The 21626-nt window shown below is 71.1% G+C and carries 20 protein-coding genes; 9 read left to right on the top strand and 11 right to left on the bottom strand.

Translation table 11 applies throughout. The features are described from left to right. Positions 1-48 precede the first annotated feature (48 nt). Together FHS44_RS25765 and FHS44_RS40255 are read left to right on the top strand one after the other, a co-directional pair. Positions 49-642: a TetR/AcrR family transcriptional regulator gene (locus tag FHS44_RS25765; protein WP_184719063.1), complete on the top strand. Its 594-nt coding sequence runs from the start codon at positions 49-51 to the stop codon at positions 640-642. Between the two features lie 326 nt (positions 643-968). Then, positions 969-2507: a CHAP domain-containing protein gene (locus tag FHS44_RS40255; RefSeq protein ID WP_221461323.1), complete on the top strand. Its 1539-nt coding sequence runs from the start codon at positions 969-971 to the stop codon at positions 2505-2507. 3 nt (positions 2508-2510) lie between these two features. On the opposite strand, the gene FHS44_RS25755 is transcribed toward FHS44_RS40255, so the two are convergent. Next, positions 2511-4238, bottom strand: a complete 1728-nt coding sequence (locus FHS44_RS25755; protein ID WP_184719061.1) for a S1 family peptidase — start codon at positions 4236-4238, stop codon at positions 2511-2513. A 155-nt stretch (positions 4239-4393) separates the two neighbouring features. On the opposite strand from FHS44_RS25755, the gene FHS44_RS25750 reads away from it, so the two are divergent. Beyond that, positions 4394-5209 carry a HipA family kinase gene (locus tag FHS44_RS25750; protein ID WP_184719059.1) on the top strand — a complete coding sequence of 272 codons (816 nt, stop codon included), beginning with the start codon at positions 4394-4396 and terminating at the stop codon, positions 5207-5209. Continuing rightward, on the top strand, positions 5206-5583 hold the full coding sequence (locus FHS44_RS25745) for a DUF3037 domain-containing protein (protein ID WP_184719057.1): 378 nt from the start codon (positions 5206-5208) through the stop codon (positions 5581-5583). The genes FHS44_RS25750 and FHS44_RS25745 overlap by 4 nt, the downstream gene beginning before the upstream one ends. A gap of 1 nt (position 5584) precedes the next feature. Here the strand turns inward: FHS44_RS25745 and FHS44_RS25740 are convergent, their stop codons facing one another. After that, positions 5585-6427: a GNAT family N-acetyltransferase gene (locus FHS44_RS25740; RefSeq protein ID WP_184719731.1), complete on the bottom strand. Its 843-nt coding sequence runs from the start codon at positions 6425-6427 to the stop codon at positions 5585-5587. Positions 6428-6504: 77 nt separating this feature from the next. After that, positions 6505-8052, bottom strand: coding sequence for an alpha/beta hydrolase (locus tag FHS44_RS25735; protein WP_184719055.1), 1548 nt, complete (start codon positions 8050-8052; stop codon positions 6505-6507). Positions 8053-8179: 127 nt separating this feature from the next. Between FHS44_RS25735 and FHS44_RS25730 the strand changes: the two genes are divergently transcribed. After that, positions 8180-8563 carry a RidA family protein gene (locus FHS44_RS25730; protein WP_184719053.1) on the top strand — a complete coding sequence of 128 codons (384 nt, stop codon included), beginning with the start codon at positions 8180-8182 and terminating at the stop codon, positions 8561-8563. Between the two features lie 83 nt (positions 8564-8646). On the opposite strand, the gene FHS44_RS25725 is transcribed toward FHS44_RS25730, so the two are convergent. The 4 genes from FHS44_RS25725 to dxr form a co-directional block, all read right to left on the bottom strand. Then, positions 8647-9105, bottom strand: a complete 459-nt coding sequence (locus FHS44_RS25725) for a hypothetical protein (RefSeq protein ID WP_184719051.1) — start codon at positions 9103-9105, stop codon at positions 8647-8649. 193 nt (positions 9106-9298) lie between these two features. Further along, positions 9299-9790, bottom strand: a complete 492-nt coding sequence (locus tag FHS44_RS25720) for a GNAT family N-acetyltransferase (protein ID WP_184719049.1) — start codon at positions 9788-9790, stop codon at positions 9299-9301. Positions 9791-9818: 28 nt separating this feature from the next. Beyond that, positions 9819-10988 carry a flavodoxin-dependent (E)-4-hydroxy-3-methylbut-2-enyl-diphosphate synthase gene (ispG, locus tag FHS44_RS25715; RefSeq protein WP_184719047.1) on the bottom strand — a complete coding sequence of 390 codons (1170 nt, stop codon included), beginning with the start codon at positions 10986-10988 and terminating at the stop codon, positions 9819-9821. Between the two features lie 33 nt (positions 10989-11021). Beyond that, complete coding sequence (gene dxr, locus FHS44_RS25710) at positions 11022-12206, bottom strand: 1-deoxy-D-xylulose-5-phosphate reductoisomerase (protein ID WP_312863815.1); 1185 nt, start codon at positions 12204-12206, stop codon at positions 11022-11024. 124 nt (positions 12207-12330) lie between these two features. Between dxr and FHS44_RS25705 the strand changes: the two genes are divergently transcribed. Then, positions 12331-13395: a trypsin-like serine peptidase gene (locus FHS44_RS25705; RefSeq protein WP_184719043.1), complete on the top strand. Its 1065-nt coding sequence runs from the start codon at positions 12331-12333 to the stop codon at positions 13393-13395. Positions 13396-13443: 48 nt separating this feature from the next. On the opposite strand, the gene FHS44_RS25700 is transcribed toward FHS44_RS25705, so the two are convergent. Beyond that, positions 13444-14871 carry an aldehyde dehydrogenase family protein gene (locus tag FHS44_RS25700; protein WP_184719041.1) on the bottom strand — a complete coding sequence of 476 codons (1428 nt, stop codon included), beginning with the start codon at positions 14869-14871 and terminating at the stop codon, positions 13444-13446. Positions 14872-15085: 214 nt separating this feature from the next. On the opposite strand from FHS44_RS25700, the gene FHS44_RS25695 reads away from it, so the two are divergent. After that, a complete protein-coding gene (locus FHS44_RS25695) occupies positions 15086-15712 on the top strand; it encodes a TetR/AcrR family transcriptional regulator (protein WP_184719039.1) in 627 nt (208 codons plus the stop codon). A gap of 7 nt (positions 15713-15719) precedes the next feature. Here the strand turns inward: FHS44_RS25695 and FHS44_RS25690 are convergent, their stop codons facing one another. Further along, positions 15720-17192 (bottom strand): PucR family transcriptional regulator, encoded by a 1473-nt coding sequence (locus FHS44_RS25690; RefSeq protein ID WP_312863814.1) that lies wholly within the window; start codon positions 17190-17192, stop codon positions 15720-15722. A 92-nt stretch (positions 17193-17284) separates the two neighbouring features. On the opposite strand from FHS44_RS25690, the gene gabT reads away from it, so the two are divergent. Next, positions 17285-18637: a 4-aminobutyrate--2-oxoglutarate transaminase gene (gene gabT, locus FHS44_RS25685; RefSeq protein ID WP_184719037.1), complete on the top strand. Its 1353-nt coding sequence runs from the start codon at positions 17285-17287 to the stop codon at positions 18635-18637. Between the two features lie 180 nt (positions 18638-18817). After that, positions 18818-19063 (top strand): hypothetical protein, encoded by a 246-nt coding sequence (locus FHS44_RS25680; protein ID WP_184719034.1) that lies wholly within the window; start codon positions 18818-18820, stop codon positions 19061-19063. A 6-nt stretch (positions 19064-19069) separates the two neighbouring features. Here the strand turns inward: FHS44_RS25680 and FHS44_RS25675 are convergent, their stop codons facing one another. Together FHS44_RS25675 and FHS44_RS42435 are read right to left on the bottom strand one after the other, a co-directional pair. Beyond that, complete coding sequence (locus FHS44_RS25675; RefSeq protein WP_184719032.1) at positions 19070-20296, bottom strand: saccharopine dehydrogenase family protein; 1227 nt, start codon at positions 20294-20296, stop codon at positions 19070-19072. 168 nt (positions 20297-20464) lie between these two features. After that, on the bottom strand, positions 20465-21622 hold the full coding sequence (locus FHS44_RS42435) for an extracellular solute-binding protein (RefSeq protein WP_184719030.1): 1158 nt from the start codon (positions 21620-21622) through the stop codon (positions 20465-20467). Between the last annotated feature and the right edge of the window lie 4 nt (positions 21623-21626).

Here is a 21626-nt window from a genome sequence, read left to right as displayed (position 1 = left end):
GGCGCTAGAATATTCGGACCAGCGGTCCGCTTGTCAACGGGAGAGCCCATGACCGAGCAGCGTCAGGAGCGCGCCGACGCCGCGCGCAACCGGCGAGCCGTCCTGCGGGCGGCCGAGCGGCTGGTGGCCGAGCACGGCGGCGACCACGTCTCCCTCGACCGGGTCGCGGCCGAGGCGGGGGTCGGCAAGGGGACCGTCTTCCGCAGGTTCGGCAGCCGCACCGGCCTGCTGCGCGCCCTGCTTGAGGAGCGCTCGCTGGCGCTGCGTGAGGCGATCACGGACGGCCTCCCGCCCCTGGGGCCTGGCGCGCCCGCGCGGGAGCGGCTGACGGCCTTCCTCGACGGGCTCTGCGGCATCGCCGAGGACAACGCCGCCCTGCTGACCGCGCACGAGCAGGCGTGCGCCGACGCCAAGTACACCGAGCCGAGCTACCTGTTCTGGCACGGGCACATCGCGTCCCTGGTGGCGCAGGAGCGCCCCGACCTCGACGCGGACTTCCTGGCCCACGCGCTGCTCGCCCTGTTCGACGGCGAACTGGTCCGGCGGACGACCTCGCCCGGGGAGCCCCGGCGCTTCACCCGGTCCGTCACGGAGCTGGCCGCCGCCCTCCTCGACGCCCCTCCCGCCCCGCCTGTGCCGTAGTTTTCGTGATTCGCCAGATCTTTTTCAGTTGGGCGTTTACAGTGGAAAAATCATGAAAACGCCTTTGACGTCGGCTTTTGCCGTCCGGTGCGCCATGGCCCGTCCCAGCAGGGGTTCCGGACCGTCTTGACCTTCCCTTTAGGGGAGGTAACCTCCCTCGTCACGGAAGACAACTGGCCAATGGTGCCGCCACACGTGTCCCGGCTGCCCCACTGGCCGGGTTCCGTGACGCGCCATCGCTCAACCCCCGTCTTCCGGCGGCCAGGTCGCGAGGGCGGCGCGACCATGCTCCAACGGCTGCCGGAAGGACGACCGGAAACTTCCCGATGACACCTGAGATGCACAAGTTCATCGAACTGCTGGAGAGCCAGCTCGGATACTCCGAGCGGGGCGGCGGTTACACCAAGTTCGGCAACTGGTACAACAACGTCGAGTTCGACGCCGACTACAGCTCGGCCCCCTGGTGCGACATGTACCTCTCCTGGGCGGCCAAGAAGCTGGGCTACGAGGACTGGATCGGCCAGTTCGCCTACACCGTCCACCACGCCAAGTGGTTCCGCCAGCAGGACGCCTGGGGCACCGTCCCCAAGCCCGGCGCCATCGTCTTCTTCGACTGGAGCGGTGGCAGGAAGATGGACGGCATCGACCACGTCGGGATCGTCACCCGGGTCGACGGCCACAGGATCCACACCATCGAGGGCAACATCGACGGCGGCGTCGCCAAGCGCAAGGTGCGCGACACCGACAAGGTCGTCGGGTACGGCTACCCCGAGAAGATCAAGGCCCGTCTCGACGAGGAGGCGGCCCAGCAGCAGGAGATCATCACCGCCTCCCGCCCGAACACCACCGACCTGCTGTCCCAGCTCCCGCCCGCCACGGTCCGGGAGAACCTGCCGCCCTCCCCGCCCGCGCGGCCCGCCCCCAAGCACGCCAAGCCGGAGACCGGGGCCCACGCGAAGGACCCTGCCAAGCCCCAGCCCCCCGTCAAGCAGGCCGCGAAGACCGCGCCGCCCTCCACCTCGCAGGCCGCGGGCCGTACCGGAAAGCACGCCAAGCCCGCGACCGCGGACACCAACGCGATCGCCGCCGCCCCCGCCGCCGCGACGAGCATCCGCCTGCCCGCCGACGCCCCCCAGCTCGGCACCCCCGCGATCCTCGCGCCGGTCCTGCTCACCGCGGTCGCGCTGATCGCCCACGCCAGGACCAGGCAGCTGAGGGTACGGCCCGCACTCGCCGTCGCAGGCGCGGGAAGCAGCGGCCCCGCCCGCAAGGCGCCGGGACGCCGCCGCGCCCCGGGGCGTCGCCGTCTCACCCGGGGCACCCCCGCCTCGACCACGGTTTCGATCCCCCTGGCGGCCCCCGTGGCGGCCCCGGTCTCCGCCACCCTGCCCACCACGCTGCTGGCCACGGCACCCGAGGCCGTGCCCGCCGCCGAGACCACGCTCAGGCCCGCCCAGACGGCGGGCTTCCCCTCGGTCACCACCCCGCTCGCCCACGTCGAGGAGCCGGGCACCGGGCGGCACGCGGGCCCCGAGGAGACGCTCTCTCCGGTCAGCGTGACCAGGACCGGGGAGCCCCGCCGCTACGACGGCCCCCGGCTCCCCTACCAGGGCAGGCGGCGCATGCGGGAGCACCCGTTCGAGTCGTCCGGTTTCCCGCAGTCCGGTTTCGTGGAGGACGCTCCGCTGCGCGGCAGGCGGCACCGCAGGCCGGAGGCCCCGGTCAGCACGACCGTGCGGCCCCCGAGGTCCGCACGGTCCACGCACGCCCGTTCCACGACCACCGTCCTGGCGGCGCCGGTCCCCGACGACCAACCGGCCCCGCGCCCCTACCAGGGACGGCGCAGGGCCGGGGTCACCGTCTAGGACTCACTGTTCGGGCGGCCGCTGCCTCATGTTCCGGCGCAGCTCCTCAAGCTCGGCCTCAAGCCCGGCGATGCGGGTGTTGGCCCCCGGCCCCTGGGGCTGACTCTGGGGCGGCGTGCCGTACTGCTGGGCCTGGGGGCGGACCGAGCGGGTCTCGTCGGGCCCCGCGGGCAGCGGGTAGGGCGGCCGCTGCTGGTAGGGCTGCCCGGCCGACGCCCCCGGTGGCAGCCCGCCGTACTGCTGGCCGTACCCCTGCGGACCCGGACCCTGCGGCGGGTGACCGGGCTGGACACCGTAGGACACGGGCGGGAACGAGGAGGGCGGCGTCTTCGCCCTGCGCTTCCCCCTGGCGACCGCGACCAGCGTGCCGACCACGAACAGGACGACCAGTCCGCCACCGCCCCACAGGATCCACGGCAGGATCGGCGAGGAGCTCTGGTCCTTGCCGGCCGTGATGGCCTGCTGGGAGTCGGTGATGTACTTGGCGACGTAGGGGTGGTTCGGCTGCAGCGCCTGGACCTCACGGAACTTGGGCAGCGCCTCGGAGTAGTGGTCGGCGAAGAACAGGTCGAGCGCCTCGTTGTAGGCCTTCGTCGTGGCCGACTCGGCGGGCTTGATGTTCTTCTCGTTGAGCTTCTCCTTGACGATGCTGACCGGCAGCACGAAGCTCTCGCCCTCGGTCGAGCCGCCGTCCTGCTGGATGAGGCCGCCGACCAGGATCCCGATGACGTTGCCGTCCCTGCTGAACACCGGCCCACCGGAGTTGCCCGGGTAGGACGGCGCCTGCGTCTGGATGTACGGCACGCCCTCGGGGGTCTGCCTGCTGGCGTTGTAGGGCCCCTCGGTGAAGGCCGGGTCGAGCTTGGACTCGACGTTGAAGATCGAGGTCTGCGTCACCGTGCCGGGGAACCCGCTGATGTAGAGCGTGTCACCGACCCGGACGTCGGAGTCCTGACCGAGCGGCACGGTCGGCAGGTTGTTCTGCCCGTTGGCCTTGAGGATCGCCACGTCCTTGCCCGGATAGACCGTGCCCTTGGCGACCAGTTCGATGGGCACCGACTTGGCGGTCTTGTCCACCCCGCCGCCCGGCAGGCTCTGCAGCAGCGAGAGTCCGCTCTTGACGTTGCGGATCTTGATGTTGTCCGCGTTCCAGATCTGGAAGATCTTGGACGCGGTCCTGACGATCTCGTCGTCGGAGGCGACGTCGCCGAGATCGGCGATCAGGTCGGCGGCGTCCTTCTTGTTGACCTCGGTGAGCGCCTGCGCCGCGAAGGTCTGCGCCAGCTCCTCGTCCTCCTGGCCGACGCAGTGGGCCGCGGTCACCATGTAGCCGTCGGGGGTCACCCACCAGCCGGTGCACAGCCCGCCCGCGCTCGCCTCGACGACGCGCTCGGGCGCGCCCGGCGAGAAGTAGCGTCCCGGATCCTTGGCCATCTGCTGGACGACCCACCGGTAGATGCTGTTCTCGTCCGCCGAGATCTTGCCTGACTGGACGGCGGCGATGCCCTGCTGGGTCAGCTTCCTGATCGCGTCCAGGTTGGCGACCGGCGTCGGCACGGCCACGTCCGCGGTGTAGGACACCGAGGTCAGCTGCACGGCGGGATGTGTCCGCGCCGCGAGCCACGTCCCCACCGGAACGTCCAGTTCCTTCGGCTTGGCCATGGCGGCGCCCGGCAGGGCCAGAACCCCGGCCATGGCCAGGGCGGCGATGGCGCTGATTCTTCGCCACATTTTCGTACTCTCCCCAAAACTCGCTTCCCAGGCGAGAGCATGTCCCGGCCCACTTGGGGAGCACTTGGAAGCGACTGGGACATTCACTAACAGGTGGCCATATATCGCAGAACAGGTGGCCATAGAGGACTGGAACCATCCGCTAGCCTGGCGGAGTGCTGGAACAGATCGTGGCCACCCGCTACGTGACCCCGCTGCGCGAGGGCGGGTCGCTTCCCGGGGTGGTCGAGGCGGACGACCTCGGGACCTACGTCGTGAAGTTCCGGGGCGCCGGACAGGGCCGCAGGGTGCTCGTCGCGGAGGTCGTCGCCGCCGGGCTCGCCCGCCGTCTCGGCTTCCGCACCCCCGACCTGAAGGTGATCGACGTCGATCCGCAGCTCGGCCTGCGCGAGCCCGACGAGGAGATCCAGGACCTGCTGCGGGCCAGCGCCGGGCTCAACCTGGCGGTGGACTTCCTGCCCGCCGCGCTCGGCTTCGAGCCGCTCACCTGGCCTCCCAACCCCGACTTCGCCTCCCGGCTGCTCTGGTTCGACGCCCTGATCCACAACGTGGACCGTAGCTGGCGCAACCCGAACCTCCTCGTCTGGCACGGCGACACCTGGCTGATCGACCACGGCGCCGCCCTGTGGTTCCACCACAACTGGCCCTCCGCCGACCCCGCGCGCCCCTTCGACGGCACCGACCACGTGCTCGCCCCCTACGCCACCCGGCTCGCCGAGGCCGACGCCGAGCTGAGCGAGACGATCACCAGGGACCTCCTCGACGGCGTCGTGGACGAGGTCCCCGACGAGTGGCTTGAGGACGAACCCGGCTTCGACGGGGCCGAGGCCGTACGACAGGCGTATGTGGAGCACCTGCTGGCCAGGGCGCAGGTCCCCAGGGAGTGGCTCCCCCGGGAGCTTCCCCGGGCCGGGACCCGGCACGACAGGAAGACCGGCTCCGTGGGCGCGTTCTGGAGGGACAACCGGTGAGAGACGTCTACGAGTACGCCGTGATCCGGGTCATCCCCCGCGTCGAGCGCGGCGAGCTGATCAACGCCGGGGTGCTGCTGTACTGCCAGCCGCGTGACTACCTGTGCGCCGGGATCGAGCTCGACGAGACCCGGCTGCGGGCGCTCGACGCGCACGCCGACATCGAGGGCGTACGGCACGCCCTGGGCGCCTACCGGCTCTCCTGCCTCGGGGAGGAGGGACCGCTGACGGGCGAGTCGCTCGGCAGCCGGTTCCGCTGGCTGACCGCCCCGAGGAGCACGATCGTGCAGACGGGCCCGGTGCACGCGGGCCTCACCACCGACCCCGGCACCGAGCTGGAACACCTGCTGGCCAGGCTCGTCCGCGCCCTGTGACTCAGAAGAGCACCGACATGAACGTGCCCACCTCGCGGAAGCCCGCCCTGCGGTAGGCCGCCCGCGCCGGGGCGTTGTAGTCGTTGACGTACAGCGAGACCACCGGCGCGAAGCAGTCGAGGGCGTGCTTGAGCACCGAGGCCATCCCGGCGACCGCGTGCCCCCTGCCCCGCAGCTCGGGGTGGACCCAGACCCCCTGGATCTGGCACGCCTGGGGCGTCACGGCGCCGATCTCGGCCTTGAAGACGACCCGTCCCTCGTCGATCCTGGCGTAGGACCTGCCGATCCTGATCAGCTCGGCCACCCGGGAACGGTAGAGCGCCCCTCCGTCGCCGATCTCCGGCGAGACGCCGACCTCCTCGGTGAACATCGCGACGCACGCGGGCAGCAGGATCTCGAACTCCTCCGGCCTGACCCGCCTGACCAGGGGGTCGGCGGGCACGGGCGAGGGCTCGGTCGCCTCCATCACCGGCTGGGCCCAGCGGATCGCCCGGGCCGCCCCCCAGAACGGTTCGAGCCGCTCCCAGAGCGGCTCGACCGCGTCGGAGGGCCCGACGATCGAGGAGCAGCGGCGCCCCTGCTTGCGGGCACGCTCGGCGAAGGCGTGCACGGCCTCGGCACCGGCGTTGACCGGGACCAGGTTGGCTCCCGCGTAGCAGAGCGAGATGAGGCCGCCGCGCGGACCGAACCCCCACATCTGACCGCCGAGCCTGGCCGGGCTGAGACCGACGGCACGAACCCTGGAGGCGACGAAAACGTTGGAGACAGGATCGGCGTCCAGGAGCGCCAGGACCTCGTCACGATCGTTGTCGTCGAGCACGCGCGACGCCATTGTGCGCAGCATCACGCGCCCAGCCTACGCGACCCCCACGATTTTGGCAGGAACCAACACAGAGCCTGTCATCTACCCTGAGCGGCGCCTCATCGCGAGGCGGCCAGGGGTTCCGGACTCCCGGCGCAGCGGGCGTCGGGACGCTGCGCCACGCGGGTCGCGGGACCGAAGAGCGTGCCGTCCCTGAGGTAGGCCGCCAGCTTACGGTCGACGCACTGGTTGTCGTTGAAGGTGGCGCCGTGGTTTCCCCCCGCGACCGTCAGCAGCCTGGACCGGGCGAACACCGCGCGCATGCTCAGCGCCCCCTGGTACGGCGTGGCGGCGTCGCGCTCCGACTGCACGAGCATGATGGGCGGCAGCGTGGCGCTGTCCTTGAGCGTCACCGGCGTCCCCCCACGCTCAGGCCAGTACACGCACGGCGCGTTGTACCAGGCGTTCGACCAGGTCAGGAAGGGTGCCTTGGCGTGCATCCTGGTCATGTCGGAGCGCCACCTGCTCCACTCTGCGGGCCAGGCGACGTCACGGCACTGCACGCCCAGATAGACCGCGTACTCGTTCTCGTCCTTGGCGTCGTTCTGGGCGTACCTGCGGTAGGCCGCCACCAGCGGGGCCGTGTCCCCCCGCTTGACGTAGGCGGAGAAGGCCTTGGCGAGCTGCGGCCAGACGAGGTCGGAGTAGCCGCCGAGGGTGTAGACGTCGTCGAGCTCGCTCGGCCCGACCACCCCGCCCGCGGGACGGGTGCGCAGCCGGTCCCGCATGGCGTACCAGGCGAAGGAGACCAGCCTGGCCGTCCTGCCGAGCCGGTAGACGTCGTTGTGCCGGGCCGTCCAGCGCAGGAAGTCCCGGTGGCGCCGGTTGAAGGCGAGGTCCTGGGCAAGGTTGGAGCTGTACCAGACGCCCTTGGGATCGACCACGCTGTCCAGGACCATCCGCCTGACCCGCTCGGGGAAGAGGGTGGCGTAGACCGCGCCGAGGTAGGTGCCGTAGGAGTAGCCCAGATAGCTGATCCGCTCCTCGCCGAGCGCCTTCCTGATCTCGTCCATGTCCCTGGCGTTGTTCTCCGTGCTCAGGTGCGGCAGCATCCAGCTCCACCGGCTCTGGCAGGCCTGGGCGTACTGGCGGGCCCTGCCGAGCAGCACCGTCTCCTGCTTGGTGGTCGCGGGGACGTTGTCCGGACGCGGCGGGGCGTAGTACTCGGCGGGATCGACGCACCGCAGCGCGGGCTCGCTGTTGCCGACCCCACGCGGGTCGAACCCGATCACGTCGAACCGGCCCGTCAGTTCGGCGGGAAGCTGGACGGCGACCCGCTTGGCCAGGTCGAGACCGGACGCCCCCGGCCCTCCCGGATTGACCAGCAGCGCCCCCAGGTGGCCCCGCGAGGACCTGCCCCTGACCCGGTTCAGCGCCAGGCTGATGGTCTTGTCCGGATCGGCGTAGTCGAGCGGCACCTTCAGCGAGGCGCACTCCACCACCAGCCCCGTCCTGGAGCGCGACGTGTCCGCCTGTGTGACCTTGCCCGAGGCGTCACAGGCCCCCCAGACCAGTTGGTCCAGCTCCTGCGCCGCCGCCTCCCGCGGCGCCCCCGCCGCGGTGACGAGCAACACGGCCCCCACGACGACCCCGACAACCCTTTTCACGAATTCCCCCTACTCGTACGGCAGAGGCGATGGTCTCCCAGTCGGCGGCCGCGTCACCGGCGGTACGGCGAGATCATTGCCATCCCGTGACCGTCACCGTGCCGACCGCGAGCCCTACTCTCGTCGCATGACGGAGCGATATGCGATCTTGAGCGGTTCCACCTTCGAGGAGGAGATCGGCTACGCGCGCGCGGTGGTCGACGGCGACCGGGTCCACGTGTCGGGAACAACCGGGTTCGACTACGCGACGATGACGATCTCGGACGACGTGGTCGAGCAGACCGAACAGTGCCTGCGCAACATCGAGAGCGCCCTGACCCAGGCGGGCTGCTCGTTCGCCGACGTGGTGCGGGTGCGCTACATGCTGCCCGAGCGCGCGGACTTCGAGCACTGCTGGCCCGCCCTGCGCCACCACTTCGGTGCGGTACGGCCCGCCGCCACGATGATCGTGTGCGGCCTGTCCGACCCGAGGATGCGGATAGAGATCGAGGTGGACGCGCGGCGCCCCTGAAGCGCCGGGAAACGGCCGGAGAAAAGCCCGTGGGGCGGCTCCTCCCACCCGGAGCCACCCCACGGAGAACCCACCTTCGGAAACTACTCCTCCCGGTGGACCTGGCCCTGCAGGCGTCCGAGCCCCTGGACCCGCAGGACGAGGTCGGCCTCGCCCACGCCGTCCCGCTCACACGTGGGGCGGTCGAGCAGGGCGGAGAAACCGAAGATGGTCCAGGAGATGCCGGGCAGAGCGGGGTTGAAACGGTGGCGCTTCGGCCCGGAGGAGCGCCCCTCAAGGACGAGCTCGACCTTGTCGCCGCGGAAGACGACGACCGCGTCGACCACCTCGTCACCGAACTCGGAGCGGAGGTTTCCCCGGTAGGCGGCACGGCCGCTGTCGATCCACTCGCCGAGCTCGCGGCCGCAGTCGTCGGCCCCCGTCACGGTGCGGACAGGGGTACTCGACACGGCCGCGGAGGCCGCCGAGGCGGGCACGAGACCGGCCAGGCCCGTCAGGGCCGCCAGAGCCAGGACCGCCGCGCGGGCGGAGGTGCGGAACATGCGCTTCCTTTCGACGGGGGGACGACGCCATGCCTCTCCCGTCGTGGAATGTGACGGACGGGTGAGGACCGCAACCAAATCAAGCCCAACCACGCAGGGTAGTCAATGCCCACCCTGGGTTATGACCCCAGGTTGTTCGCCCGGCCTATCCGCCCCGATCCCCGCATAACCGGCGAAACCGCGCCTCCGCCGGTCAGTCCAGGGCCTTCGCCATGACCACCTCGCGGCCCGCCCCGTCCTCCAGGAGGTCGCCCGGCTCCCCGGTGTCCTTGAAACCGTGACGCCCGTAGAGGGCGGCGGCCGCGTCGTTGCCCGGCATCACGCTCAGCCGCAGGGTCGCGGCGCGCCGCCGTAGCGCCCACCGTTCGATCTCCAGGATCAGCCCGTCTCCGACGCCCCGGCCCCGGGCGCGCGGGCTGACCCACATCGAGATCAGCTCGACCGCGTCTCCCCCGTCCATGGGGAGACCGCTGGCCATCCCCACGGGCTCACCGTCGAGGAGCGCGACGACGTTGTGCGAGCCGGGAATCTCCAGGCGCCCCCGCCAGCGGTCCTCGCGGTCGCCCTCCCCCTGCCAGTCGGCCAGCTTCGACCCGAACGCGGCCGGGGCCTCGGCGAGGGCCGCCAGTCGCAGTTCCCGCCACAGCGGCCAGTCGTCGGAGCCCAGCACACGTAGTTCGACCATGGGGTGAAGCCTGACCCTCCCGGAGGTCCTAACGGACGACGACCTCGGGGCCCGGGGTGTCCTCGTCGTCGAAGTCGATCTCCACGCCCATCTCCTCGGCCAGCCGCATGGCCTCCTCGATGAGGGTCTCCACGATCTGGGACTCGGGGACGGTCTTGATGACCTTGCCCTTGACGAAGATCTGGCCCTTGCCGTTGCCCGAGGCGACCCCGAGGTCTGCCTCCCGCGCCTCGCCGGGACCGTTGACCACGCAGCCCATCACCGCGACCCGCAGCGGGACCTTCAGGCCGGTCAGACCCGCCTGGACCTGCTCGGCGAGGGTGTAGACGTCCACCTGGGCGCGTCCGCACGAGGGGCAGGAGACGATCTCGAGACCGCGTTCGCGGAGGTTCAGCGACTCCAGGATCGCGGCGCCGACCTTGACCTCCTCGACCGGCGGGGCCGAAAGCGAGACCCGGATGGTGTCGCCGATGCCCTCGGCCAGTAGGGCGCCGAAGGCCACGGCCGACTTGATCGTGCCCTGGAAGGCCGGTCCCGCCTCGGTCACCCCCAGGTGGAGGGGGTAGTCGCAGCGCTGCGCGAGCAGCCGGTAGGCCTGGACCATCACGACCGGGTCGTTGTGCTTGACCGAGATCTTGATGTCGCGGAAGCCGTGCTCCTCGAACAGCGAGCACTCCCACAGCGCCGACTCCACCAGCGCCTCGGGGGTCGCCTTGCCGTACTTCTGCAGCAGCCTGGGGTCGAGCGACCCGGCGTTGACGCCGATCCTGATCGGCACGCCGTGGTCGGCCGCGGCCTTGGCGATCTCACCGACCTTGTCGTCGAACTTCTTGATGTTGCCCGGGTTGACCCGGACGGCGGCACAACCGGCCTCGATCGCGGCGAACACGTACTTCGGCTGGAAGTGGATGTCGGCGATGACCGGGATCTGGGATTTCCTGGCGATGATCGGGAGCGCGTCCGCGTCGTCCTGGGACGGCACGGCGACCCTGACGATCTGGCAGCCCGACGCGGTCAGCTCGGCGATCTGCTGGAGCGTCGCGTTGATGTCCGCGGTGAGCGTGGTGGTCATCGACTGCACGCTGACCGGCGCGTCACCGCCGACCGGGACGGAACCAACCATGATCTGACGGGATTTGCGTCGCTCGGCGATCGGCCTGGTCCTTACGGACGGGATCCCGAGAGCAACAGAAGTCATTTTCACCCTTGAAGAGTCGGGGACCTCCCCAGTCTAGGCAGTCGCCGTGAGCTCCCGTGCCCGAATCCGTGCCCATTCGTCAGCGTCCAACACCTCTGCCACCGTCTCCGCGGCGGTCACGCTGTGTTCCGAGACGACCGAGGCCACGGTGTCCACGATGCCGGGGAACGGCAGCCGCCCGGCGAGGAATGCCTCGACGCAGACCTCGTTGGCCGCGTTGTAGACGGCCGGGGCCGTGCCCCCCGCCGAGCCGACGTGGCGGGCCAGCGCGACGGCGGGGAACGCCTCGTCGTCGAGGGGCTCGAAGGTCCAGGTGTGGGCCCTGGTCCAGTCGACCGAGGGGGCGGCGCCGGGGACCCGCTCCGGCCAGCCGAGGGCGAGCGCGATCGGCAGCCGCATGTCGGGCGGGCTGGCCTGGGCGACGACGGAGCCGTCGACGAACTCGACCATCGAGTGGACGACCGACTGCGGGTGGACCACCACGTCGATCCGGTCGAAGCCGATGTCGAAGAGCAGGTGGGCCTCGATGACCTCCAGCCCCTTGTTGACGAGGGTGGCGGAGTTCACGGTGATGACGGGCCCCATCGACCAGGTCGGGTGCGCCAGGGCCTGCTCGGGGGTCACGTCGGCCAGTTGCGACCTCGGCCTGCCGCGGAAGGGGCCGCCACTGGCGGTGACGACCAGTCGCCGCACGGCGGAGGCGTCCGGCCCCGTCGGGCCCGCGGCCCACAGGCACTGGGCGAGGGCGGCGTGCTCGGAGTCGACGGGCAGCAGCCGTCCCGGCTTGGCCAGCCGCTTGACCAGGGGACCGCCGATGATCAGCGACTCCTTGTTGGCCAGGGCGAGCACCCTGCCCGCTTCGAGCGCGGCCAGCGTCGAGGTCAGTCCGAGCGCGCCGGTGACGCCGTTGAGGACCACGTCGGACGGCCAGGCGGCCGCCTCCGCGACCCCCTCGGGACCGGCGAGGAGCTTGGGGCTCACCCCGTGCCCGGCCAGGGCCCGCCGCAGGTCGGGCAGGGCGGCGGGGTCGGCGACGGCCACCACGTCCGGCCCGAACTCGGCCGCCTGGCGGGCCAGCAGGTCGACCCTGCCGCCTCCCGCGGCCAGGGCCACGACCCGGAAACGGCCGGGGTTGCGGGAGATGACGTCGAGGGCCTGGGTCCCGATCGAGCCGGTAGAGCCGAGCAGGGCGACCGAGCGCGTGATGTCTGGCTGCACGGCCCCATTCTCTCCGGTCACGTCCCCCGGTCGAACCGCCCACCGGGGATGCGCAGAGCGCAGGAACCCTCGATTTTCACCGAAAGTAGCTACAAGAACACACCTGGTAGTGCAAACTCGGCCCATGACTTCGAGCCTCCCCCTGCTCGCGGGTGCCGTGCTCGTCGCCGGGCTGATCGGCGTCCCCGCGACCGGCACGACGCCCCCCGAGCACCGGCAGACCTCGTACGGGTGGACGGGAGACACCGCCGTCGCCGAGCACCTGGGCGCGGGGAGCGCCGCCGAACGGCGCCGGGTGCTCGCCTACTGGACGCCGGACCGGATGGCCGCCGCCGCTCCGATCGGCCTGCTCGGACCGGTGAGCGGGGTGCTCGGCGCGGTCACCGGCCTGCTCGGGCTGAAGACGGCCTTCGAGACGCCCGCCACGAGGCCCTCCGTCATGAGGGTCGCCACCGTGGGGGCGAGGACCCCGCCCGTCGGCACGACCCGCACCCGGTACGGCGCGCGTGTCGGCGGCGCCCGCTGGGGCGCGGGCGGGCAGGTCGCCCGCACGACGGGGCGGGTGTTCATGACCCTCGGTGGGACCGACTTCGTGTGCTCGGCGAGTTCGGTCAGGAGCGCCAACCTGGACCTGGTGGTGACCGCGGGCCACTGCGTCAAGAACGGCACGGGCGCCTGGGCGGACAACTGGGTCTTCGTACCCGGCTACGACCGGGGGCGCAAGCCGTACGGGCAGTTCACCGCGCGGCGCATGTTCGTGCCGGGCGCGTGGGCGCGCGGTGGCGACGACAGCCACGACATCGGCATGGTCGCGGTCAACCCGAGGGGCGGCAGGCACCTGGCCCAGGTCGTCGGCGTCCAGGACATCGCCTTCGACACCGCCAGGGGACGTCAGACCCACGGTTTCGGCTTCCCCGCCGACCTGCCCTACGACGGCGAGAACCTGGTCTACTGCGCGGGCCCGGTCCGCGACGACCCGCACGGCCAGACCAGCGACCAGGGTCTGCGCTGCGACATGACCGCGGGGTCCAGCGGCGGACCGTGGCTGAGCGGCTTCGACCCGGTGACCGGGCACGGCACGGTCACCTCGGTGAGCAGCTTCAAGTACAGCGACGACCGCGGCACGATGTACGGCCCCTACTTCGGCGAGGCCGCCAGACGGCTCTACGCCGCCGCCCAGAGGTCGTGAGGGTACGGCCCGCGCCCCGGGGCGAGCGGGGCGCGGGCCGTCGTCTCCCTACAGGGAGAGCCCGGTCAGGACCATGACCTTCTCGTAGGTGAAGTCGGCGATGGCGGAGCGGATGCCCTCGCGGCCGACCCCGGACTCCTTGATGCCGCCGTAGGGCATCTGGTCGGCGCGGTAGGACGGCACGTCCCCGATGACCACGCCGCCCACCTCAAGCTCGCGGTTGGCGCGGAAGGCGACGTCCAGGTTGCGGGTGAACACCCCGGCCTGCAGGCCGTACTTGGAGTCGTTGACCGTGGCGAACGCCTCGTCAACGCCGGAGACGGTCTGGACGATCATCACCGGGCCGAAGACCTCCTCGCAGGAGACCTTGGCGTCGTGCGGGACGTCGGCGAGCACGGTCGGGGCGACGGTCGCGCCCTCGCGGGTGCCTCCGGCCAGCAGCTTGGCACCGGCCGCGACGGCCTCCTTGACCCACTGCTCGACGCGCTCCGCGGCCTCGACCGAGACGAGCGGGCCGACCTGCGTCCTGTCGTCCGCCGGGTCGCCGACGACCAGGGCCTCCACGGCGGGCACCAGCCTGGCCAGGAAGTCCTCGCGCACGGACGCGTCAACGATCACGCGCTGTACGGCGATGCAGCTCTGCCCGGCCTGGTAGTTGGAGAACAGCGCCACCCGGGAGGCGGCCCAGTCGAGGTCGGCGTCGGCGAGCACGACCGCGGCGGCGTTGCCGCCGAGCTCCAGCGTGACGTGCTTGCGCGGCACCTGGTCCATGATCGCGTAGCCGACGGGGCCGGAGCCGGTGAAGGAGACCACCGGCAGCCGCGGGTCCTCGACCAGGGCGCCCGCGCGGTCGTTGGGCACGGGCAGGACGGAGAACATGCCTTCGGGCAGCGCGGTCTCGGCCAGGATCTCGCCCAGCACCAGGGAGGACAGCGGCGTGGCGGGGGCGGGCTTGACGATGACCGGCGCGCCGACCGCGATGGCGGGGGCGACCTTGTGGGCCACCAGGTTGAGCGGGAAGTTGAACGGCGTGATCGCCAGGACCGGGCCGTGCGGGACGCGCGAGATGTAGGCGAGACGGCCTGCTGAGCCCGCCTCGGTGTCCAGGCGCATGACCTCGCCGCCGAGCCTGCGGGTCTCCTCTGCCGCGAACCTGAAGGTGGAGATCGCGCGGTTGACCTCGCCACGGGCCCAGAAGATCGGCTTGCCGTTCTCCTCCATGATCAGCCGGGCGATCTCCTCGGCGCGCTCGGCCAGGCGGCGCGAGACGTGGGCGAGGGCGTCGGCCCGCACGTGGATGGGGAGCGCGGCGGCCTGCGCGCGCACGGCCACCGCCGCTGCGACGGCCTCCTCGACCTGGTCGGCCGTCGGCACTGAGCAGAGGCCGACGACACGGCCGTCATGTGAGTTGGTCACGGTCAGCTCGGCGTCCCCGGTGGCGGGACGGCCGGCGAGCCAGAAGGGGCGCACGTCCATGCTCAGACGGTATGCCAACCCTCACGACGGGGCGTTACTCCACCGCGTACAAGACGGTTGCCGGGTTGCGCCGTTCCGTATGGCCCATCTCCGCTGAAAGGCTGTAACGAAACCGACCCGCTTTATGGATATTCCTATATGACGACGGTTTGAACGATCTTCGCTCTGGCTAAGTCACGGTTGCAACTCCCTCACAGCGGAAGGGCGTGGCCGCATGACCTCTCCGGCGCCGCGCGGGCTGCAGGGTGCCTACCACCTCGGCGAACGGGCGGGCCAGGACGAGCTTCGCGCGCGGCTTCTCGACGTGGCCGGTCAGCTTCTCGAAACCGTCGGCCCGGAAAGCCTGTCGATGCGGCGCATCGCCACCGAGGCGGGGTGCTCGACGACGGTCGTCTACACCATGTTCGGCAGCAAGGAGGGGCTGGCCGAAGCGCTCTACCTTGAGGGGTTCGAGCGGTTCAGGCGGCGCCTTGAGGCCGTACCGCCGCGCAGGAACGCCCTGGAGCACCTCACCGCGCTGGGTCCCGCCTACCGGGAGGCCGCGCTCGCCGAGCCCGGCTACTACGCCCTGATGTTCGAGCGGGCGATCCCCGGCTTCGTGCCGAGCGAGCGGGCCAGGACACTGGCCAGGGCGGCGCTCAACATCCTCGACCGGGTGATCGCCGACTGCATCTCCGCCGGTTACATCATCCCGACGCAGCCGAGGCGGATCGCCGACGCCCTCTGGGCCGCGGCGCAGGGAGCCATCAGCCTGGAGCGGGCGGGCCATCTTCGGGGCGGCGAGACCTACGAGGCGGTCACCTACGCCACCATCTCCCGCTATCGGACCGACAAGTCCTGAACCGCGTTCAGCTCCCCGTGGTCAGCGCGACCCAGAGTTCCGCGCGGGCCCCGGGGTCGTCGAGGTCGCGGCCGAGCAGTTCGGCGACCCGGCGCATCCGGTAGCGCAGGGTGTGCCGGTGCACCCCGAGCCGCTGCGCGGCGGCGTCCCAGTGACCGTTGCAGGCCAGGTAGGCGCGCAGGGACTCCAGCAGGTCGGCGCGGGAGCCGTACTCGCGCAGGGGGGCGAGCAGTGCGGAGGAGAACGCCTCGGCGGCGCCGGGGTCCAGCAGGGACAGCAGCCCCTGGCCCGCCAGGTCGGCGAAGCGCGTCACGCGTTCCGTGCCCCGGCCGGCCGCGGCGAGCGCCCGCTCCGCCTGGTCGAGTCCGGTGCGCAGGTCGTCGGGGCCGACCGGGGAGCCGAGACCGATCCTGCCGTGCTCGGCGAGCGCGGCGGCCACCGCGTCGGCGCGTTCCCTCGGGGCGAGGACGACCACCCGGTCCGCCTCCGTCGCGGCGAAGACGTCGTTGAATTCCGCGACGGTGTCGAGCACCGCCTCCTGGTCTCCGTGGACGGCCAGCACGACCAGCCGGTCCGCGGGCAGCCCCTCCCCCAGCAGGTCGAGGACATCCCGCCCTGCCTCGGTCCGCCCGGCGAGCAGCAGCCTCAGCACGGCCGCGCGGATCCTGCGTTCGGCGGCCAGGTGCTCCCTGCCGTGCTCGATGGCGAGCGTCAGCAGCGACCCGGCGGCGTTGACCACGGTGTGCGCGACCGGCGTGAACGGCCGTTCGACGCCGACCGCGAAGAACCCCCTGACCCTGCGGGCGCCGAGCGGCTGCACGACGACGTGCTCGGCCGGGGTGGACAGTGCCAGGCTCGCCGGGGCTCCACGGCCCGCGGGTTTCCTGAGCTTCTCCAGTTCGGGCAGCAATCGGGTGACGTGGGAGGCGTCCCGGCCCGCCGCGTGCCGTACGGCTCCCGCCTCGTCGAGCAGTACGGCCCAGCCGCCCAGTTCCTGGGCCAGGCGGTCGATCACTGCGGCGGCTCCCTCAGGCCGGAGCGCGGCGCGGGTCAGGCGGCCCTGGGCGGCGAAGGCGCGGCTGATCTCCTCGTACTGCTCGGCGGCGATCAGGTCGCTGACCAGCTTGCTGATCGCGACGAACGGGGTGTCGCGGGGCACCTCGATCAACGGCAGCCCCGCGAGGGCCGCCGCCTCGACCACCCCAGGGGGGATCTCCTCGTGACCGAGGCCGACGCCGAAGCCGAGGCCGGAGACGTTCCTGGCCACGAGCCTGCCGACGTAGGGGGCGGCGTTCGTCTCGTCCAGACGCATGCCGGTGGTCAGCACCAGCTCGCCGCCCTCAAGGAAGGGGGTGGGGTCCTCAAGCTCGCTGACCGCGACCCAGCGGACCGGGTTGTCGAGCGCGTCGTGCCCGGCCAGCACGGCGAGTTTGAGCGGCAGACGCCGCACGACGGTGCGGAGCGTCGGCGCCACAACCACCCCCGGATTTGTACGTTACGGCAGGAGTACCGTCGGTAATTTTGCCATTGTGCATCATCCGCATCCTGGTACGCGCGACATAACGTCACAGCATGAGCACCGTCACCCAGGGCGGCCCCTCGCTTCCTCAGGAGCGCCGGGTCGTCACCGAGATTCCCGGCCCGAGGTCCCGCGAGCTGTTCGCGCGCAAGCAGGCCGCCGTCCCCCCGGGCATCGGCACCACGCTGCCCGTCTTCGTGACGCAGGCCGGTGGCGGTGTGGTCGTCGACGCCGACGGCAACTCGCTGATCGACTTCGGCTCCGGCATCGCGGTGACCAGCGTGGGCAACTCCGCCCCGCGCGTGGTCGAGCGGGTGACCAGGCAGGTCGCGGACTTCACGCACACCTGTTTCATGGTCACGCCGTACGAGTCCTACGTCCAGGTCTGCGAGAAGCTCAACGAGCTGACCCCGGGTGACCACGAGAAGCGCACCTTCCTGCTCAACAGCGGCGCCGAGGCCGTGGAGAACGCGGTCAAGGTGGCGCGGCACGCCACGGGACGCCAGGCCGTCGTCGTCTTCGACCACGGTTACCACGGCCGCACGCTGCTGACGATGACGCTGACCGCCAAGAGCATGCCGTACAAGCACGGATTCGGGCCCTTCGCGCCCGAGGTCTACCGGATGCCGCTGGCCTACCCCTTCCGGTGGCCGACCGGCCCGGAGAACTGCGCCGAGGAGGCCGCGGACCAGGCGATCGACCAGATCGGCAAGCAGATCGGCGCGCAGAACGTGGCCGCCGTGGTGATCGAGCCGATCGCGGGTGAGGGCGGCTTCATCGAGCCCGCCAGGGGCTTCCTGCCGAGGATCGCGGAGTTCTGCCGCGAGAACGGCATCGTCTTCATCGCCGACGAGGTCCAGACCGGCTTCGCGCGCACCGGCCACCTGTTCGCCTGCGAGGACGAGGGCGTCGTCCCCGACATCATCGTCACCGCCAAGGGCATCGCGGGCGGGCTGCCTCTGTCGGCCGTCACCGGCAGGGCCGAGCTGCTCGACAGGGTGCACGTCGGCGGGCTCGGCGGCACCTACGGCGGCAACCCGCTGGCCTGCGAGGCGGCGCTGGGCGTGCTGGAGACCATCGAGGCGGAGGACCTGACCGGCAGGGCCCGTCACATCGGCGAGGTCATGCTTCCCCGGCTCCGGGCCGCCGCGGAGCGCAACCCGGTGATCGGCGACGTGCGTGGCCGGGGCGCCATGATCGCGATCGAGCTGGTCGTCCCCGGCACCAAGGAGCCGCACCCGACGGCGGCCGGTGAGATCGCCAGGAGGTGTCACGCGGAGGGCCTTCTCGTGCTGACCGCGGGCACCTACGGAAACGTTCTGAGATTTCTGCCGCCGCTCGTCATGCCCGACCACCTGCTGGAAGAGGGACTGACGATCCTGGAGAAGATCATTAACGAGATCTGACCGTTTAGATCATCATAAAAGGGGCACCCGGCTTGAGGCTGGGTGCCCCTTTTGATGTGTTACGGAAGGCGCACAGGGAGTGATTTAACCACCGCTTGACACCTACCACACCGATCACGGGCGGAAGCGGCGTTATAACGGTTCCGGTATAAGACTTCGCGATCAAGGACGGGAGGCGTGATGGACTGGCGTCATACCAGGACGGCACGGATCACGGCGACGTTCGACCCGGAGGGTCTGACCAGGGCCCAGTGCGAGGGCGACGCCTGCGTGACCTGTCACAAGAAATGGCCCAGGCCACGGGTCAGGATCGGAAGGCTGCCCGACGACTCCCCGCTGTTCGCCTGTGACGACTGCGCGGGCGCGCTGATCCAGGAGACCGAGGAGAACCTCTACCACCTGCCCCGCAGCGCCGCCTTCTTCTGAGGTTTCTCAGGCCGACATGAGCATCCCGCGCGTCTGCTCCCGCATCCGCCACGGCGAACCGTAGTCGCCGAGCAGGTCCAGGAACGGCACCGCGTCGAACGCCTCGGGACCGAGCACCCCGGAGCCCGTCCAGACCCCGCCCGCCAGCAGTTCGAGCGCGACCACCGGGTGCAGCGCCGTCTGCCAGACCACCGCCTGACAGCCGTACTCCCGCATCGACCACTCGTTGTCCACCACGTGGTAGAGGTAGACCTCCCTGGGCGCGCCGTCCTTGCCGACGCCCTTCACCCAGGTGCCCGCGCACGTCTTGCCGCGCATCCGCTCACCGAGTGTCGCCGGGTCGGGCAGCGCCGCGGCGACCACGTCCCTCGGTGAGGCCTCGACCCCGCCGACCCTGATCTTGCCCGCGTTGTCGAGGCCGAGTTTGCGCAGGGTCTTCAGGACGCCGATGAACTCCTGGCCGAGGCCGTACTTGAACGTCACCCGCCGCGCGTCGATCCAGCGCGGCACGAGCAGGACCTCCTCGTGCTCGACGTTGACGCACTCGACCGGGCCGATCCCCTCGGGGAAGTCGAAGACCTCCGGCTCGCTGAACGGTTCGGTGGTGTGCCATGCGCCGTCCTCCCAGACCACAGGGGGATTCAGGCACTCCTCGATAGTCGTCCAGATCGAGAAGGTCGGTGCGAAGTCGTAGCCCTCGACCACCAGGTTCGACCCGTCGCGGACGCCGATCTCCTCGATGTCGCTGAAGAGGTGCTCGGCGGCGTAGCGCGCGAACACGTCGGCCAGCCCCGGCTCGACCCCCATGCCGACCAGCGCCAGGCGACCCCTGTCCCGCCACCGCCCGGCCAGGGCGAACTGCTCGTCGCCGAGCTTCACCCCCGGCAGCTCGTACGGCCTGCCCGGGTGGGGGCGGGACAGCGACATCGCCATGTCCAGGTAGTCGGCCCCCACGTTGAGCGCGGCCCTGAACAGGGGCATGGTGAAGCGCGGATCGACGGCGTTGAGGAGCACGTCGCAGCGGTGCGCGGTCAGGGCGGCCTCGACCGCCGTCTGGTCGGAGGCGTCCAGCGTGATCGCGCTGAACCGCGGGTCACCGGCTCTGGCCACCGCGGCGGTGGCCCGGCTCTGTTGAGAGTCGGCCACCACGATGTGTTCGAAGAAATCTCGGCGCGCCGCGATGGGGACCACGGCCGAGCCGACGCCGCCCGCACCCACAAGAAGGATTCTCATGGCGGGATCCTATCCACTGACTGGTCAACCAGTCGATATTCGGGACACGATTTCACCAGCGGATCCACGGAAAGCGGGAGGGACGTCCCGGCGCCGGGGGAGCACCGGGACGCCCCGGCTCGGGGAGCGGGTCACGGCCCGTTCAACGATGAACCGTGACCATCCCACTCACTTCGCCAGGTTCTTCCACCTTTTTTCCCATTCGGTGTATTCAGTGCATTCCCCGCCCAACCCACCGCAACCCTTTGTCGGGCGGGTGGCAAAGAGGACACGCTTCAGTTCACGGTCGTCACGCGCGTGGTAGACGTCGCACAGCCGCCTGGCGTCGCCGTCGCAGGCCTTGACGTTGGCGGGCGCGAGACCCGTCCAGGCCGCCGCCGAACGCTGCGTGTTCGCCGAACCGACCCAGTTGAGCCACCGGTAGGCGCAGTTGGGGCTGGTCGAGCCGGTCCCGACCAGCCACGCGTCAGCCCACCCGGTCACCGGCCCCTTCACGGCCGGCTCGATCGTCCTGCCCGCGCGCTCGAAGAGGTCAAGGTGGTACGGCAGCGCCTGGGCCACGTGCGCCTCCCCCGTCGCGAAGGCCTGGATCACCTCAAGGGTGCTCGTCCAGTACACCCGGCGGGAGCCGTCGTGCTCGGCCAGCAGGGCGGTCGCGGCGTCGAGCTGGGCGGGGGTGAGCTGGAAGGGGTCCTTGATCCCCAGCTCCGGCCTGGTCTTCCTGAGCGCGAGGGCGGCGTCGGCGATGCTCAGCGGGGTGTCCCTGACGGCCGACCGCTCCGTCCGGTAGACCGCGTCCGGCCCACCGGGGGCGCCGGGCACACGCATGACCTGGTTGACCCCCCACAGGTAGGGGACGCCGTAGACCTTGCCGCCCGCGTCCCTGGTCGAGGGCAGCTCGCGCAGCCGCCGGGGGATGTCCTTGTAGGCGCGCAGGAGCGTGGTGTCCAGCGGCCTGACCGCGCCCTCGGCGATCAGCTTCCCGGCCAGGTCCGGGGAGGCCGAGATCACGTCGTAGGAGGTCGAGCGTGCCTTCTCCGCCATCTCCTCGCCGGAGCGGACCCGGTCGAGCCTGGTGACCCTGCACCCGGTGAGCTTCTCGAAGGGCGCGACCCAGTCGGCGCTCGCGGTGGCGCCACCGTACTCGACGTGGCCCTGGTAGGTGAGGACCTGCAGGGTGCCCTCCCCCTTGCCGATCGAGGCGGAGGGCTTGGGGGTCGGCGTCGGGGCGAGCGCGGTGGCCGCGGTGGCCGGGGCGCAGAGCGCCAGGGTCAGCGCGCAGGCCAGCGCGCCGAGACGTGTACGCCGGAACCTGTCCCCGCTCACGCGC

The sequence above is a fragment of the Streptosporangium saharense genome (genome assembly GCF_014203715.1).
Lineage (GTDB): Bacteria > Actinomycetota > Actinomycetes > Streptosporangiales > Streptosporangiaceae > Streptosporangium > Streptosporangium saharense.
This window is presented reverse-complemented; position numbering and strand designations above follow the sequence as displayed.

Coding starts and splice junctions, on each gene's coding strand:
- FHS44_RS25765 (WP_184719063.1), top strand. CDS start 49: ATGACCGAGCAGCGTCAGGAGCGCGCCGACGCCGCGCGCAACCGGCGA.
- FHS44_RS40255 (WP_221461323.1), top strand. CDS start 969: ATGACACCTGAGATGCACAAGTTCATCGAACTGCTGGAGAGCCAGCTC.
- FHS44_RS25755 (WP_184719061.1), bottom strand. CDS start 4,238: ATGTGGCGAAGAATCAGCGCCATCGCCGCCCTGGCCATGGCCGGGGTT.
- FHS44_RS25740 (WP_184719731.1), bottom strand. CDS start 6,427: ATGCTGCGCACAATGGCGTCGCGCGTGCTCGACGACAACGATCGTGAC.
- FHS44_RS25730 (WP_184719053.1), top strand. CDS start 8,180: ATGACGGAGCGATATGCGATCTTGAGCGGTTCCACCTTCGAGGAGGAG.
- FHS44_RS25725 (WP_184719051.1), bottom strand. CDS start 9,105: ATGTTCCGCACCTCCGCCCGCGCGGCGGTCCTGGCTCTGGCGGCCCTG.
- FHS44_RS25720 (WP_184719049.1), bottom strand. CDS start 9,790: ATGGTCGAACTACGTGTGCTGGGCTCCGACGACTGGCCGCTGTGGCGG.
- ispG (WP_184719047.1), bottom strand. CDS start 10,988: ATGACTTCTGTTGCTCTCGGGATCCCGTCCGTAAGGACCAGGCCGATC.
- FHS44_RS25705 (WP_184719043.1), top strand. CDS start 12,331: ATGACTTCGAGCCTCCCCCTGCTCGCGGGTGCCGTGCTCGTCGCCGGG.
- FHS44_RS25700 (WP_184719041.1), bottom strand. CDS start 14,871: ATGGACGTGCGCCCCTTCTGGCTCGCCGGCCGTCCCGCCACCGGGGAC.
- FHS44_RS25695 (WP_184719039.1), top strand. CDS start 15,086: ATGACCTCTCCGGCGCCGCGCGGGCTGCAGGGTGCCTACCACCTCGGC.
- gabT (WP_184719037.1), top strand. CDS start 17,285: ATGAGCACCGTCACCCAGGGCGGCCCCTCGCTTCCTCAGGAGCGCCGG.
- FHS44_RS25680 (WP_184719034.1), top strand. CDS start 18,818: ATGGACTGGCGTCATACCAGGACGGCACGGATCACGGCGACGTTCGAC.
- FHS44_RS25675 (WP_184719032.1), bottom strand. CDS start 20,296: ATGAGAATCCTTCTTGTGGGTGCGGGCGGCGTCGGCTCGGCCGTGGTC.